11 protein-coding genes are annotated in these 14,344 nt (G+C 56.5%); 1 reads left to right on the top strand and 10 read right to left on the bottom strand.

The features are described from left to right. Window position 1: 1 nt before the first annotated feature. The 10 genes from surE to rlmD all read right to left on the bottom strand — a co-directional run bounded on the left by surE (window position 2) and on the right by rlmD (window position 11,381). A complete protein-coding gene (gene surE / locus VV869_RS08890; RefSeq protein WP_337734603.1) occupies window positions 2-751 on the bottom strand; it encodes a 5'/3'-nucleotidase SurE in 750 nt (249 codons plus the stop codon). Then, a complete protein-coding gene (truD, locus tag VV869_RS08885; RefSeq protein ID WP_337734602.1) occupies window positions 732-1,796 on the bottom strand; it encodes a tRNA pseudouridine(13) synthase TruD in 1,065 nt (354 codons plus the stop codon). The genes surE and truD overlap by 20 nt, the downstream gene beginning before the upstream one ends. A gap of 75 nt (window positions 1,797-1,871) precedes the next feature. Continuing rightward, on the bottom strand, window positions 1,872-2,345 hold the full coding sequence (ispF, locus tag VV869_RS08880) for a 2-C-methyl-D-erythritol 2,4-cyclodiphosphate synthase (RefSeq protein WP_261602813.1): 474 nt from the start codon (window positions 2,343-2,345) through the stop codon (window positions 1,872-1,874). After that, window positions 2,345-3,043: a 2-C-methyl-D-erythritol 4-phosphate cytidylyltransferase gene (gene ispD, locus VV869_RS08875; RefSeq protein ID WP_337734601.1), complete on the bottom strand. Its 699-nt coding sequence runs from the start codon at window positions 3,041-3,043 to the stop codon at window positions 2,345-2,347. Before ispD ends, ispF begins: the two co-directional genes overlap by 1 nt. 78 nt (window positions 3,044-3,121) lie before the next feature. Continuing rightward, window positions 3,122-3,394, bottom strand: coding sequence for a cell division protein FtsB (ftsB, locus tag VV869_RS08870; RefSeq protein ID WP_337734600.1), 273 nt, complete (start codon window positions 3,392-3,394; stop codon window positions 3,122-3,124). 294 nt (window positions 3,395-3,688) lie between these two features. Continuing rightward, window positions 3,689-4,990 (bottom strand): phosphopyruvate hydratase, encoded by a 1,302-nt coding sequence (gene eno / locus VV869_RS08865; protein ID WP_337734599.1) that lies wholly within the window; start codon window positions 4,988-4,990, stop codon window positions 3,689-3,691. Between the two features lie 80 nt (window positions 4,991-5,070). Next, window positions 5,071-6,711 carry a CTP synthase gene (locus tag VV869_RS08860; protein ID WP_337734598.1) on the bottom strand — a complete coding sequence of 547 codons (1,641 nt, stop codon included), beginning with the start codon at window positions 6,709-6,711 and terminating at the stop codon, window positions 5,071-5,073. Window positions 6,712-6,899: 188 nt separating this feature from the next. Next, window positions 6,900-7,703, bottom strand: coding sequence for a nucleoside triphosphate pyrophosphohydrolase (gene mazG, locus VV869_RS08855; protein ID WP_337734597.1), 804 nt, complete (start codon window positions 7,701-7,703; stop codon window positions 6,900-6,902). Between the two features lie 81 nt (window positions 7,704-7,784). After that, window positions 7,785-10,004, bottom strand: a complete 2,220-nt coding sequence (relA, locus tag VV869_RS08850) for a GTP diphosphokinase (protein WP_337734596.1) — start codon at window positions 10,002-10,004, stop codon at window positions 7,785-7,787. Window positions 10,005-10,037: 33 nt separating this feature from the next. Next, window positions 10,038-11,381, bottom strand: coding sequence for a 23S rRNA (uracil(1939)-C(5))-methyltransferase RlmD (gene rlmD, locus VV869_RS08845; RefSeq protein WP_337734595.1), 1,344 nt, complete (start codon window positions 11,379-11,381; stop codon window positions 10,038-10,040). Window positions 11,382-11,537: 156 nt separating this feature from the next. Here rlmD and barA point away from each other — a divergent pair, with 156 nt between their 5' ends. Next, entirely contained in the window at window positions 11,538-14,318 is a 2,781-nt protein-coding gene (barA, locus tag VV869_RS08840) for a two-component sensor histidine kinase BarA (RefSeq protein ID WP_337734594.1), read from the top strand. The last annotated feature ends 26 nt before the right edge of the window (window positions 14,319-14,344 follow it).

Here is a 14,344-nt window from a genome sequence, read left to right as displayed (position 1 = left end):
CTTACTTGCTCTCCCCTTGCTCAAGCCATTGCTGCATGCTCGCAAGCGCATCATGGGCCGTCAAATCCACCTGCAAGGGTGTGATCGACACCTGATTGTTCTCGATGGCATAAAAGTCGGTGCCCGGACCGGCATCCTGGCATGCCCCCGGCGGTCCCAGCCAGTAAATGGCTTTGCCGCGTGGATCCGTCTCTTTAATCATTTTCTCAGCCCGGTGGCGTGCGCCGAGCCGGGTGATCTGCCACTCACCCAGCTGAGACAGCGGTACATCCGGCACATTGATATTCAGGATTTTATTAGACGGCAACGGCTGCTCAGCCAGCTTGGCCACGATATCTTTCACCACATGCGCGGCCGTGGCGAAATAACGCGAGCCCACCAGAGACACAGCAATCGCCGGCACCCCGAGGAAATGCCCTTCCGTTGCTGCCGCGACCGTTCCGGAATACAGCACGTCATCGCCCAGGTTGGCACCATGGTTGATGCCGGCTACCACCAAATCCGGGCGGTAATCCAGCCACTCATTTAAGGCAAAGTGGACACAGTCGGTCGGCGTGCCTTCGACAGAGACCCACCGCGGGCCTTCTTCCCGGATCCGCAGCGGCGTTTCCAGGGTCAGCGAGTTTGACGCGCCGGAGCGATTGCGATCCGGCGCCACCACCGTGACTTCCCCGAATGCTTCTAACGCAGTTGCCAGCGTGTTGATCCCTTCCGCAAAAATACCGTCGTCATTACTGATCAAAATTCGCATGGCTGCCATCCTCTAGCTCACGTTCAATCATTAATTCTCTGACCACTGCGGTGGCAAAGCAGCCGGCCGGCAGGGCAAAAGACACAGTAATCGTATCCCCTTGCTGCTGCCACGCCATTTGCTGTGGTTGCAGCAATAACGGGCGACGCTCATGGCGCATCCGGTTATCCCGGATCAGCTTCAGCAGCAGCGGCTCCTGCTCCACCACAGCCATTTCAAATGCTTCGGCTTCCGCGGTCGTCGGCAGGGCATTGTCCCCCATCATCGGCGCGGTAATGGCCAACTGGCCCTGATCCACCTGCGCCTGGATCGCTGCACTGACAGCATCAATCACCTGATCCTGTCCTTCAGTCGGGGCCTGCAGATAATCGCCGGGCAGGAGCGTGTGTACTTGGCCTTGGGCGATCCGGGCAGAGAGCACCTGATTAAACAACCAGGAGCGAGCCGCGGACAGATAAAAGCTGCGTTTACTCTTGTCGCGAACGCGGAATTCATCATTGCCCCAACTCCGTGCTTTCACCACGTTGTTGCCGTGATGGCCGAAACGCTGCTCACCAAAATAGTTCGGCACGCCCCGGGCGGCAACCTGCTCCAGGCGGGCAATCACTTCCTGTGGCTGATCCAGCTCAGTCAGGCGCAATTCAAACCAGTTGCCTTGCAGATCGCCCGGGCGCAATTTTTTATCGTGGCGCGCCGTTTCCAGGATTTCGACCCCCGGATGGGTGGCTTCGAATGCTGACAAATCCGGATCCGGCTTGCCCGGCAGGTGAACACTGAGCCACTGCTCGGTCACGGCATGACGATCTTTCAGTCCGGCCCAGCTGACATCGCGGGATTTCACGCCGCACGCTTTGGCCAGTTCATTCACGACATACTTGGTGTTTTCCCCGGTCTTGCGGATTTTCACCATAAAATGCTCGCCGGTTCCGGCAAACGTATAACCCAGAATTTCATTGACCACGAAATCCTCAGGTTGAACCTTCAAGCGTCCCTGACAGGCAGGCTTCCCATACAGCCAGCTAAAGCCGTCCATAATACTAGACATACAAACACCATTTAGAGGCAGCAACACACTGCTGCAATCCAGCTGACCTTCACAGCCAGCTGCTATTCATTATCATTATTGTTGATGGATCAGAACGACCGCTTCACAAGCAATCCCTTCTTTACGACCGGTGAATCCCAATCGCTCCGAAGTCGTCGCTTTGACATTGATATTACCGATGTCCGTTTCCAGATCCGCCGCAATCGCCTGGCACATGGCCTCAATGTAAGGGGCCATTTTCGGTGCCTGGGCAATAATCGTCACATCCAGATTCCCCAGACGATACCCCCGGGCCTTCACTTTACTATAGACATCGCGCAGCAAGAAACGACTGTCGGCCCCGGCCCATTCGGCATCGGTGTCCGGGAAATGACGGCCGATATCCCCGGCGCCAATCGCACCGAGCAGGGCATCACACACGGCGTGCAGGGCGACATCCCCGTCCGAGTGAGCGATCAGCCCCTGCTCGTACGGAATCGCCACGCCACCAATAATGACCGGCCCTTCACCACCAAACTTGTGTACATCAAAACCGTGTCCAATGCGAATCATGGCTCGTCCTTCATCAATTGTTGTAAATAAAATTCAGCCAGGGCCAGATCCTCCGGCTGAGTGACCTTGAGGTTATCCGACCGCCCCGGAACCAACCGGGGCTGTAAACCGCAAAACTCGAGTGCCGAGGCCTCATCGGTGATCACCGCGCCTTGCGACAGCGCATACTGGAGTGAATCGCGCAATTGTTTCACCCGGAACATCTGCGGCGTCAGCGCATGCCAGAGATCATCCCGACACACGGTTTCCGCGATGCCCTGACGGCCATTGCCTCGCTTCATGGTATCGCGTACCGGCGCAGCCAGGATCGCCCCGCAGTCGCTGTCGCGGGCCGAGGCGATGAGTTTGTCCAGATCCGCCCGGCGCACGCACGGCCGGGCCGCATCATGAACCAGAACCCAACTTAACTCATCCTCAATGGCCGCCAGTCCGGCAAAGACCGAATCGGCACGCTCGGCACCGCCGTCCACCACGGTGATCCGCGGATCATCCGCCAGCGGCAAGGCGTGAAAATAAGGATCCGCCGGACTGATTGCCACAATCACACGACGAATCGCCGCATGGCTTAACAGGCGGTCCAGGGTATGTTCTAAAATTGTTTTGCCTGCAATGTGCAGGTATTGCTTCGGACGGTCCGCCGCCATGCGGCTGCCGATCCCGGCCGCAGGTACGACAGCGGTGATTTTTTCAGTCATGAATTCAGGTATCGCTTTTCGCTGATTACTTCAAGGTTTCATACTGCGGCGTTGCTGTATCCAGCCCGGACGCGACAGCTATTCGCCGACGATCCGAAAGAAGGTTTCGCCCGGCTTGATCATGCCCAGGCCATTTCGTGCCCGCTCTTCCACCGCTTCCTGGCCGCGATGCAAATCATGAATTTCGGCGTACATCTGCTGGTTACGCTGCGCCAGCTCGGCATTGGCCTGTTGCTGCAACGCCACATTGTCTTTGGCAGCCAGATAATCGCCCATGCCGTTTTTTCCCAGCCAGAAATCGTACTGCAACCATGCCAGTGTCATCAGTAGCGCGACAGTGAATAAACGCATACGGCTCCCATGTTCATTCGTGTTTTGCACTTTCGGGGACCCCAGCAGTGATCATCGTCATCAATCAGCAGGGCCATTTAAAAAATAGTCCTAATAATCCCATAAAGCGCTGGATGTGACTAGGGCCAGTTACAGCCAAACCACTCAGAACAGATCGGACGCACCGGCTGATAACAGATTGAGCCACAAGTCATTCATGTCGGCAAGCCGGGCTTCAGACGAAAAAAAACCGCCTGTGACAGGCGGTTTTCTCAATGCGGATGACCGAAAGGCATCCGGGATTCAACGTATGAATTACGCTTGGCCTTTCACTTCTTTCAGACCGTTGTAAGGGGCTTTCTCGCCCAGCGCTTCTTCGATACGGATCAGCTGGTTGTATTTCGCAACACGGTCAGAACGGCTCATAGAACCGGTTTTGATTTGGCCCGCAGCAGTACCAACAGCCAGGTCAGCAATGGTTGCATCTTCAGTTTCACCAGAACGGTGAGAGATAACAGCCGTGTAGCCTGCGTCTTTCGCCATCTTGATTGCAGCCAGCGTCTCAGTCAGAGAACCGATCTGGTTGAATTTGATCAGGATAGAGTTGGCGATGCCCTTCTCGATACCTTCTTTCAGGATCTTGGTGTTAGTTACGAACAGATCGTCACCGACCAGCTGGATTTTACCGCCCAGCAGTTCAGTCTGGTGCTTGAAGCCGTCCCAATCAGACTCGTCCAGACCGTCTTCGATAGAAACGATTGGGTATTCTTCAACCAGACCAGCCAGGTAGTGGTTAAATTCTTCAGAAGTGAAGATCTTGCCTTCACCTTTCATGTTGTAGTTGCCAGCTTCTTTGTCGAAGAATTCAGAGGCCGCACAGTCCATCGCCAGCGTAACGTCTTTGCCCAGCTCGTAGCCAGCCAGTTCAACAGCTTCTTTGATAGCAGCCAGGGCAGCAGCATTGGATTCCAGGTTCGGTGCAAAACCACCTTCATCACCAACGGCTGTGCTCATGCCTTTCGCTTTCAGAACTTTCGCCAGGTTGTGGAAAACTTCAGCACCGATACGCAGACCTTCTTTCAGCGTCTTCGCACCTACAGGCTGGATCATGAATTCCTGGATATCAACGTTGTTGTCCGCGTGCTCACCACCGTTGATGATGTTCATCATTGGCAGAGGCATAGAGAATTGACCCGGAGTACCGTTCAGCTCAGCAATGTGCTCGTACAGCGGCATGCCTTTCGCAGCAGCAGCAGCTTTGGCGTTCGCCAGAGAAACCGCCAGGATAGCGTTCGCACCGAAGTTAGACTTGTTTTCGGTACCGTCCAGGTCAATCATGATCTGATCGATATCAGCCTGAGCTTTCGCATCCTTACCCAGCAGAGCTTCAGCAATTGGGCCGTTCACAGCTTCAACAGCCTTCAGAACACCTTTACCCAGGAAACGAGACTTGTCGCCGTCACGCAGTTCCAGCGCTTCGCGAGAACCAGTCGATGCACCAGATGGTGCAGCAGCCATACCGACGAAACCGCCTTCCAGGTGAACTTCAGCTTCAACAGTTGGGTTACCACGTGAATCGATAATTTCACGACCTAGAACTTTAACGATCTTAGACATTATGTTTCCTCTTGCTTTATCTTCAATTTAAAAGCTAAAAAAATAGCTGTAGCGCTTTTTGCCACAGCTATCCGTAATCCTTACTTATTCAGCTCACCGCGCAGGTTATCGCCTGCCGCTTTCACAAAGCCTTCAAACAGTGGATGGCCGTCGCGAGGCGTAGAGGTGAACTCAGGGTGGAACTGAGCCGCCACAAACCATGGGTGGTTCGGGATCTCGATAATTTCCACCAGTTTCTTGTCTGCAGACAGACCAGAAATTTTCAGACCCGCTTTCTCCAGTTTCGGCAGCAGGTTGTTATTCACTTCGTAACGGTGGCGATGACGCTCGTGAATCGTCGCGTTGCCATACAGCGCACGAGCTTTCGAGCCTTCGGCCAGATGACACAGCTGAGAGCCCAGACGCATGGTGCCGCCCAGATCCGACTTCTCGGTACGCTCTTCCACCTTGCCTTCGCTGTCAACCCACTCGGTGATCAGACCAACCACCGGATATTTGGTTTCTGGATTAAATTCTGTGGAATGCGCGCCTTCCATGCCGGCTACATTGCGGGCGAACTCAATCAGCGCCACTTGCATGCCCAGGCAGATGCCCAGGTATGGGATCTTATTTTCACGGGCATATTGCGCCGTGATGATCTTCCCTTCGACACCACGACCACCGAAGCCGCCAGGAACCAGGATTGCATCCAGGCCTTCCAGCACTTCTGTGCCTTTCGATTCAACATCTTGTGAATCCACGTACTTGATGTTGACTGACAGGCGGTTTTTCAGGCCCGCATGTTTCAGGGCTTCGTTCACCGACTTGTACGCATCCGGCAGTTCGATGTACTTACCGACCATACCAATGGTCACTTCAGCCGTTGGATTGGCTTCTTCGTAGATCACCTGCTCCCATTCAGACAGGTTTGCTTCCGGTGCGTTAATGCCAAAGCGCTGACATACCAGATCATCCAGGCCCTGAGCCTTGATCAGTTGTGGGATCTTGTAGATGGAATCGACATCTTTCATTGAGATGACCGCTTTTTCCGGCACGTTACAGAACAGTGCAATCTTGGCACGCTCGTTTGCCGGGATCATGCGGTCAGAACGGCAAATCAGCACATCCGGCTGGATCCCGATCGACAGCAGCTCTTTCACCGAATGCTGGGTTGGCTTGGTTTTCACTTCACCGGCAGCAGCCAGGTAAGGAACCAGCGTCAGGTGCATGAACATGGCGCGCTCGCGGCCCAGTTCAACCGCCAGCTGACGGATGGCTTCCATAAACGGCAGGGACTCGATGTCACCCACAGTACCACCGACTTCGACGATCGCCACATCATGGCCTTCGGCACCGGCGATCACACGCTCTTTGATTTCATTGGTGATATGCGGGATGACCTGGATAGTCGCACCCAGATAGTCGCCACGACGCTCTTTACGCAGCACGTCCGCGTACACGCGGCCAGCCGTAAAGTTGTTGCGCTTGGTCATTTTGGTGCGAATAAAACGCTCGTAGTGACCCAGGTCAAGGTCGGTCTCTGCACCGTCTTCCGTTACGAATACTTCACCGTGTTGAATCGGGCTCATGGTGCCTGGGTCAACGTTGATGTAAGGGTCTAGTTTCATCATGGTCACTTTCAGACCACGTGCTTCTAGAATCGCTGCCAGAGAGGCTGCAGCAATACCTTTACCTAGAGAGGATACGACCCCGCCCGTAACAAAAATGTAATTCGTCGTCATGTTTTACCTGGAAGATTGGTATAGAGGATATAAAAAGTATCTGGACGGGAAATTAGTATACCAGACACACTTTATCGCCACAACGTGAAAACTATCACAGCATTGGCAGTTTTTTTTTGTCTCAAATCAAAGATCCCGGCGGGTACTGCCGCCGGGACCTCATTCCGTTCAACGGCTAAGCAAGGCGGTTAACGCTCGCGCTGTTTGACGCGATGCCATTCCTGATCGAGCATCTCGAGCGAGCAGTCTTCAACACGCTTCCCTTGTTCTAGCACACTTTTTTCAACTTCGCGAAACCGGCGTTCGAATTTTTGGTTGGCCCGCTGCAGTGCCGTTTCCGGCTTCACTTTCAGATGGCGGCTGAGGTTGACCACAGCAAACAGCAGATCGCCGATCTCATCCTCGATGTTGTCCTGAGACGGTGACACCTGGATGACTTCATCCATCACTTCGTCCAATTCTTCGCGGACTTTCTCGACCACCGGCCCCAGGCTGTCCCAGTCAAAGCCGTGCTTGGCACAGCGTTTCTGGATTTTTTCCGCCCGGAGCAGCGCCGGCAGGGCTTGGGGGATATTGGCCAGCAGACTGGCATCTGCGGCTTTCGCGGCCCGCTCTTTGGCTTTTTCGGCTTCCCAGTTGGCGTGGATCTCCGCCTCGCTGGCAAACTCGGTGTCTCCGAACACATGGGGATGGCGGCGGATCAATTTGTCATTGATACCGCGGACCACATCTTCAAACGCAAACAGCCCCTGCTCTTTGCCGAGCTGACTGTAAAAGATCACCTGAAACAGCAAATCCCCCAGCTCTTCGCGCACCTCATCCCAATTTTTCTGATTGATGGCATCGGCGACCTCATACGCTTCTTCGAGCGTGTGCGGCACGATGGAGGCAAAGTCCTGCTTCAGATCCCACGGACATCCCGTCTCGGGATCCCGCAATTTCGCCATAATCTCGAGCAACAGCTCAATGGCCGTCGGTGTGTTGTCACTCATGTCAAATACTGCCTTTTCAATTTGCTGGCGATACAAAAACGGGCAGCCAGGCTACCCGTTCCAATCCCGTGATGGGAGACATTAATGGAGCCGCTTGGCTTCAGCAACATCCTTGACCTGCTCCACCCGCTTGAGCACCCGGCCCAACACTTCCAGATCAGTCAGCTCCAGGTCGAAGTCCATGATCGACATTTGTTTTTTGAAATCGATCCGGCTCTTCACCCCGGCCACTTTCACCTTCTCGTTGGCGAAGGTGTTGGTCAGCTCCTTCAACAAGCCGTTACGCTCCGAGGCCGTTACCCGGACCGTCAGCGTATAGCTGCCGACAAAGCCGCCGCCCCAGACGGTATCGATGATCCGCTCCGGCGCAACATGGCGCAGCTCTTCCAGCTGTTCGCAGTCCTGGCGGTGCACCGAAATGCCACGTCCCTGGGTCACGAAACCCTGGATCTCATCGCCCGGGATCGGCTGGCAACACCGGGCCAGGTGGGTCATCAGGTTATCCACCCCTTCCACCACCACGGCATCCCGCTGTGGCTTTTTGGCGGTTCTCTGGCCGGCTTCACTGAGTTTTTCCAGCAGCTGCTGATCTTCTTCCGCGGCCGTCGGCTTGTTCACCAGCGCATTGATGTGGTTAACGACCTGATTGATCCGCAGGTCGCCGCTGCCGATCCCGGCAAACAGTTCGACCGGCGACGGTACATTGAACCGCTTCAGCGCGTAGGCTTCGGCATCTTTCAGCGTCGCACCGATTTTGGCCAGCTCGGTCTCGAGGATTTCCCGCCCGGCGGCGATGTTCTTGTCACGGTCCTGCTTACGGAACCAGGCATGCACCTTGGCCCGGGCCCGGCTGGAAGTCACAAAGCCCAGGTTCGGGTTCAGCCAGTCGCGCGACGGGTTCGGCTCCTTCTGGGTGATGATCTCGACCTGATCGCCCATTTGCAGGTGATAGGTAAACGGCACAATCCGCCCTTCGACCTTGGCGCCGATACACCGGTGCCCCACTTCCGAGTGAATGTGGTAGGCAAAATCAAGCGGTGTAGCATTCATCGGCAGGTCGACCACATCCCCTTTCGGCGTAAAAGCGTAGACGCGATCATCAAACACCTGACTGCGCAGCTCTTCCAGCATCTCGCCGGAATCGGACATCTCTTCCTGCCAGGCCAGCAGTTTGCGCAGCCAGTTGATTTTCTCGTCGTAGGCCGACTTGGCCCCGCCGGTCGCCCCTTCCTTGTATTTCCAGTGAGCAGCCACCCCCAGTTCCGACTCTTCATGCATTTGCTTGGTTCGGATCTGGATCTCGATGGTTTTGCCTTCCGGCCCCAGCACCACGGTATGGATCGACTGATAGCCGTTCGGTTTCGGGTTGGCGACATAGTCATCAAACTCTTTCGGCAGATGACGGTACTTGGTGTGCACCACCCCCAGCGCGGCGTAACAGTCTTGCAGCTGATCGGCAATGATCCGCACCGCCCGGACGTCAAACAGCTCGTCGAACGCCAGGTTCTTCTTCTGCATCTTGCGCCAGATGCTGTAGATGTGCTTCGGACGGCCGTGGACTTCCGCCTTGATGTTGGACGCCTTCATCGCACGGTCGAGATCTTCGACAAAATGCTCGATGTAGTGTTCGCGATCGATCCGGCGCTCGGAGAGCTGCTTGGCGATCTGCTTGTAGGTATTGGGATGGTTGTAGCGGAACGCGTAGTCTTCGATTTCCCACTTGAGCTGACCGATCCCCAACCGGTTGGCCAGCGGCGCGTAGATGTTGGCACACTCTTTGGCTGCTGCCCGGCGTACCTCATCCGGCTCATCTTTCACCGCCCGCAGGTTGCAGATCCGCTCGGCCAGTTTGATGACCACGCAGCGGAAATCGTCCACCATCGACAGCAGCATCCGGCGAATATTATCCACCTGCGCCGACTGCGACGCCCCTTCGGTGGTGGATTTGAGCTGGCCGATCGCCGCCATCTGCTCGACCCCGGACACCATCTGCAAGATGGTGTTGCTGTAATCCTCGCTCAGGGCTTCGTAACTATAGATCCCCGCTTCCACCAGCGGGAACAGCAAGGCTGCCACCAGGGTGTCCCGATCCATACTCAAGGTCACCAGAATTTCAACCATTTCGCGGCCGCGCCACAGCAACTGCGGCGCCGACGCTTCCTTGCTCGTAAGCTCGATACAACGTTGATAGGTTTGCTTGATCTGCTCCGCCACTTTGGCATCCTGCTTCAGGCTCTCAACCCAGGCAGCCAGCTCAAATGTCTCATTTTCCTTTAAGTGCGCACCGCGAACTGCGACCATCTCTCTATCCTGTTGTTCTATCGTGATTCAACACTATTTTTTGCGGCCCTGATCCGACCGGATAAACAGCGCCATTGATTCTAAGTGTCCGGTGTGAGGGAACATATCCAGCATTCCCAAACGCGCCAACTGATATCCCTGCTGCAACAGCACCTGGCTATCCCGGGCCAGGGTGGCCGGATTACAGGACACGTACACCACCCGCTCCGGCGCCAGCTTGACCACATGTGACATCACACCCGCCGCACCGGCCCGAGCCGGATCCAGCAAAATCTTGGTAAAAGGCGCCTGCGCCCAGGGCTGGGTGGTGACATCCTCTTCCAGGTTGGCCTGGTAAAATTCGGTATTGGTCAACTGCGCCTGCGTCGCGTTCTCCGTGGCGCGGCGGACCATCTCGTCCACCCCTTCCACGCCGACGACGGCCTGAACCTGTTTGGCTAAGGGTAAACTAAAGTTACCTAAACCGCAGAATAAATCCAACACCCGATCCTGTGGGCCGACCTCAAGCCAGTCCAGCGCCTGCTGCACCATTTGTGCATTCACCGACCGGTTCACCTGGATGAAATCCCGCGGCGTGAAATAGAGCTTCTGCCCGTCCACCGCATAGTAAGGTGCCTCACCGGCCACGCGCTCCAGGCTATCGGCCGTTGGCGCCAGATACAGGATCACCGAATGCTGCTTTGCAAAAGTCTGCAGCGCCGCCTGATCGACATCATTGAACGGCTGCAGGTGACGGATCATCACCACCCGGCCATTGTCTGCTTCCACCAGCTCAACATGTCCGAGATGCTTTTTGCCCTTCAGGCCCGCCAGTAATTCCCGCAGAGGCGGCAACAATGCATTCAGGGAGTCGGCCAGAACCGGGCAATGGCTGACGTCCACGATGGCTTTGCTCTGCTTGCGACGAAAACCAAACTGCAGCGGCCCGCTCTCGGCCCGCAGGCTGAACCGCGCCCGGCGGCGATAGTGCCAGGCATCCCCGGAGATGGGCGGCGCCTGTTCAAAAGACTGCCCTTGATCCGTGGCGGCAAATTTACCCATCAGCTCGCCCAGCGCCTGCTGCTTGGCTGCTACCTGGCCGGCATGGGACAAGTGTTGCAAATTACAGCCGCCGCACTGCTCATAGATCGGGCACAGCGGCTGGGTCCGGGCTGGACTGTCATTGAGGCGCTTGATCACTTTGGCACGGGCATACTGCTTTTTATCTTCCGTCAGCTGCACCACCACGGTTTCATCCGGCAACGCTCCATCAACAAATACCGGCTTTTTGTCGAGATGACCAATCCCGGCACCGAGATGATCGAGGCGGCGAATGGTCATTTCCTTGTGTTTGGTATCGGTTAATTTTCGTTTCTGAGGCTTAAAAAAACGTGCCATAGTGTTTTGACTCACGGAGCAGATCGACCAAACTGAGTGATATTGCCAGCAGTTTGGTATTCGTTGATTGTCGAGCAGCCTTAGTTTCATTAAGCTAACGGCCACAGGTGGAGGACAATTCTCCCACAGAATCGCATTCTTGTAATTAAGAGAACCATGACCAAATATGGACTTCGTGCCAGGGTGTTCACCCTGACATTAGCACCGACGCTGATTATCGGCCTGCTCCTGAGCGCTTTTTTCACCATGAGCCGCTACCGAGACCTCGAACATCAGCTGCTGTCGACCGGCGCCAGTATTATTGAGCCCCTTGCGATTTCCACCGAATACAGCATGACCGACAAAAACCGCGAAGCGGTCCGGCGCCTGATCAGCTACGCCCACCGCAAGCACTCGGAAATTGTCCGCAGCATTGCGGTGTTTGATGCCGACAACCAACTGTTCGTTACCTCCAATTTCCATCGCAACTTCGAAACCCTGAAGTATCCGGACGACCAGCCAATCCCGCTGCTGCTCGACACGCGGCTCAATGAAAACGCACTGATTTTAAGAGCGCCGATCCTCAGCGAAGGGCAATTCAGCACCCTGTCCGCGCCGGGCATGCAGGCTAAACCACTGGGCTATATTGCCCTCGAGCTTGATCTCAGCGCCCTGCGCCTGCAGCAGTACCAGGAAGTCTTTACCGCCCTGATGGTGCTGATGCTGGGCCTGACGCTGGCCTCGCTGTTTGCCTACCGTCTGATGCGCGATGTGACCCGGCCGATCTCCCATATGGTCAGCGTGGTCGACCGGATCCGCCGCGGCCACCTGGATGTTCGGATCGAAGGCCAGCTGCTGGGCGAGCTCGACACGCTGAAAAACGGCATCAATGCCATGGCGATCTCGCTGTCGGAATACCACATTGAAATGCAGCAGAGCATCGACCAGGCCACCTCAGATCTGCGCGAAACCCTGGAGCAGCTGGAGATCCAGAACGTCGAGCTGGATATCGCCAAAAAACGTGCCCAGGAAGCGGCCCGGGTGAAATCCGAGTTCCTGGCCAATATGTCCCACGAGCTGCGCACCCCGCTCAACGGCGTCATCGGCTTTACCCGCCAGATGCTCAAGACCCGGCTCAGCAGCAGCCAGCAGGACTACCTGCAGACGATCGAGAAGTCCGCCAACAACCTGCTGACCATCATCAACGACATTCTCGACTTCTCGAAACTCGAAGCCGGCAAGCTGCTGCTGGAAAATATTCCGTTCGACTTTACCGACTCGCTTGATGAAGTAATGAAACTGCTGGCCCCGAGCGCCCACGAAAAAGGCCTCGAGCTGACCCTGAAAATCGACGAGCGGATCCCTGCCGGGCTGATCGGCGATCCGCTGCGGATCCAGCAGGTGCTGACCAACCTCATCGGCAACGCCGTGAAATTCACAGAGCGCGGCAACATTGATGTTTCCGTCGAGCTCAAGGCCGACAAGGACGAAACCGTCGAGCTGCAATTTATCGTCCGCGACACCGGGATCGGGATTTCCGAGCGCCAGCAGGCCCAGCTGTTCCAGGCCTTCAGCCAGGCCGATGCCAGTATCTCCCGTCGCTACGGCGGCACCGGGCTGGGGCTGGTGATCACCCAGAAACTGGTCACCCAGATGGGCGGCGAAATCAGCCTGACCAGCCGCCTGCACCAGGGCTCAACGTTCTGGTTCAGCCTGCGCCTGACCAAAACCGACTTGCCGGTCTCGCAGCCGCTCAACACCGCCTCGCTCAACGGTAAGAAACTGCTGCTGATCGAGCCGAACATGCAGGCCGCCTCGATCCTGCAACAACGTCTGATCCGGGCCGGTATCCATGTCACCTACCGCTCGACCATGCCGGAAGAAGCCGAACAACACGAGTTTGCCCTGCTCTGTCTGGCACCGGGCGAGCAGCCGCCGATTGCCACCCTGCTGGATATGGTGTTCAAAGCCGAGCAGCACAGCGAGAAAGTGATGGTCTGCCTGCCGACCACCGAGCTGGCACTGTCCGAGCGCCTGCTCAATGCCGGCGTGTCAGCCTGCCTGCCCAAACCGCTGGCGCAGCGCAAACTGCTGGAAACCCTGATCACCGAGCCGGACGAGCTGGCAGAGCCGGGGCCGCAACTGCTGCCGGCCCCGACCCAGAGCATCCTGCCGCTGACGGTGATGGCGGTCGACGATAACCCGGCCAACCTGAAGCTGATTGCCGCCCTGCTGAGCGAGCGGGTCGAAACCGTGATCACTGCTACCGGCGGACGCAAAGCGGTCGAGTACGCCCACCAGAAACGCTTTGATTTGATCTTTATGGATATCCAGATGCCGGAAATGGACGGGGTCACCGCCTGTCAGGAAATCCACCAAACCGACCTCAACCACCACACCCCGGTGATTGCGGTCACCGCCCACGCTATGGCCGGCGAGCGCGAGCGCCTGCTCAATGCGGGGATGGATGACTACCTGACCAAACCGATTGAAGAGCATATCCTGCAACAGATCCTGGCCAAGTGGATCCAGACCGATGCACAAGTCGCAGCGGCCGGAGCGAACGGCATGCTGGCGGCTGAGCTGGCCCCCGCGACGGAGGCTGAGCAGCCGGTGAATCAGAATATCAGCTGGGACTGGGATCTGGCCCTGAAACAGGCCGCGGGGAAAGAGGAGCTGGCGCGGGACATGCTGCAAATGCTGCTCGACTATATGCCGGAGGTCGAGATGCTGGTAAACGAAGCCCTGGACGGCAAGGACATCGAATTGTGGCCGCCGATCCATAAACTGCACGGCAGTTGCGCCTACAGCGGCGTCCCGCGCCTCAAGAGCCTGTGCCACACCATCGAAACTGAGCTCAAGGCCGGGGCCAGCACCGACGATCTCGAACCCGAGCTATTCGAGCTGGTCGACGAAATGAACAACGTCGTCAAGGCCTCCAAAGCCTACCGGCCTTAGCTTGGGCTTAAGCGATACAAAAAATG

The sequence above is a fragment of the Photobacterium sp. MCCC 1A19761 genome, assembly GCF_037389125.1.
GTDB lineage: Bacteria > Pseudomonadota > Gammaproteobacteria > Enterobacterales > Vibrionaceae > Photobacterium.
Note: the sequence above shows the minus strand (reverse complement) of the source record. Positions and strands in the feature narration are given on the sequence as shown.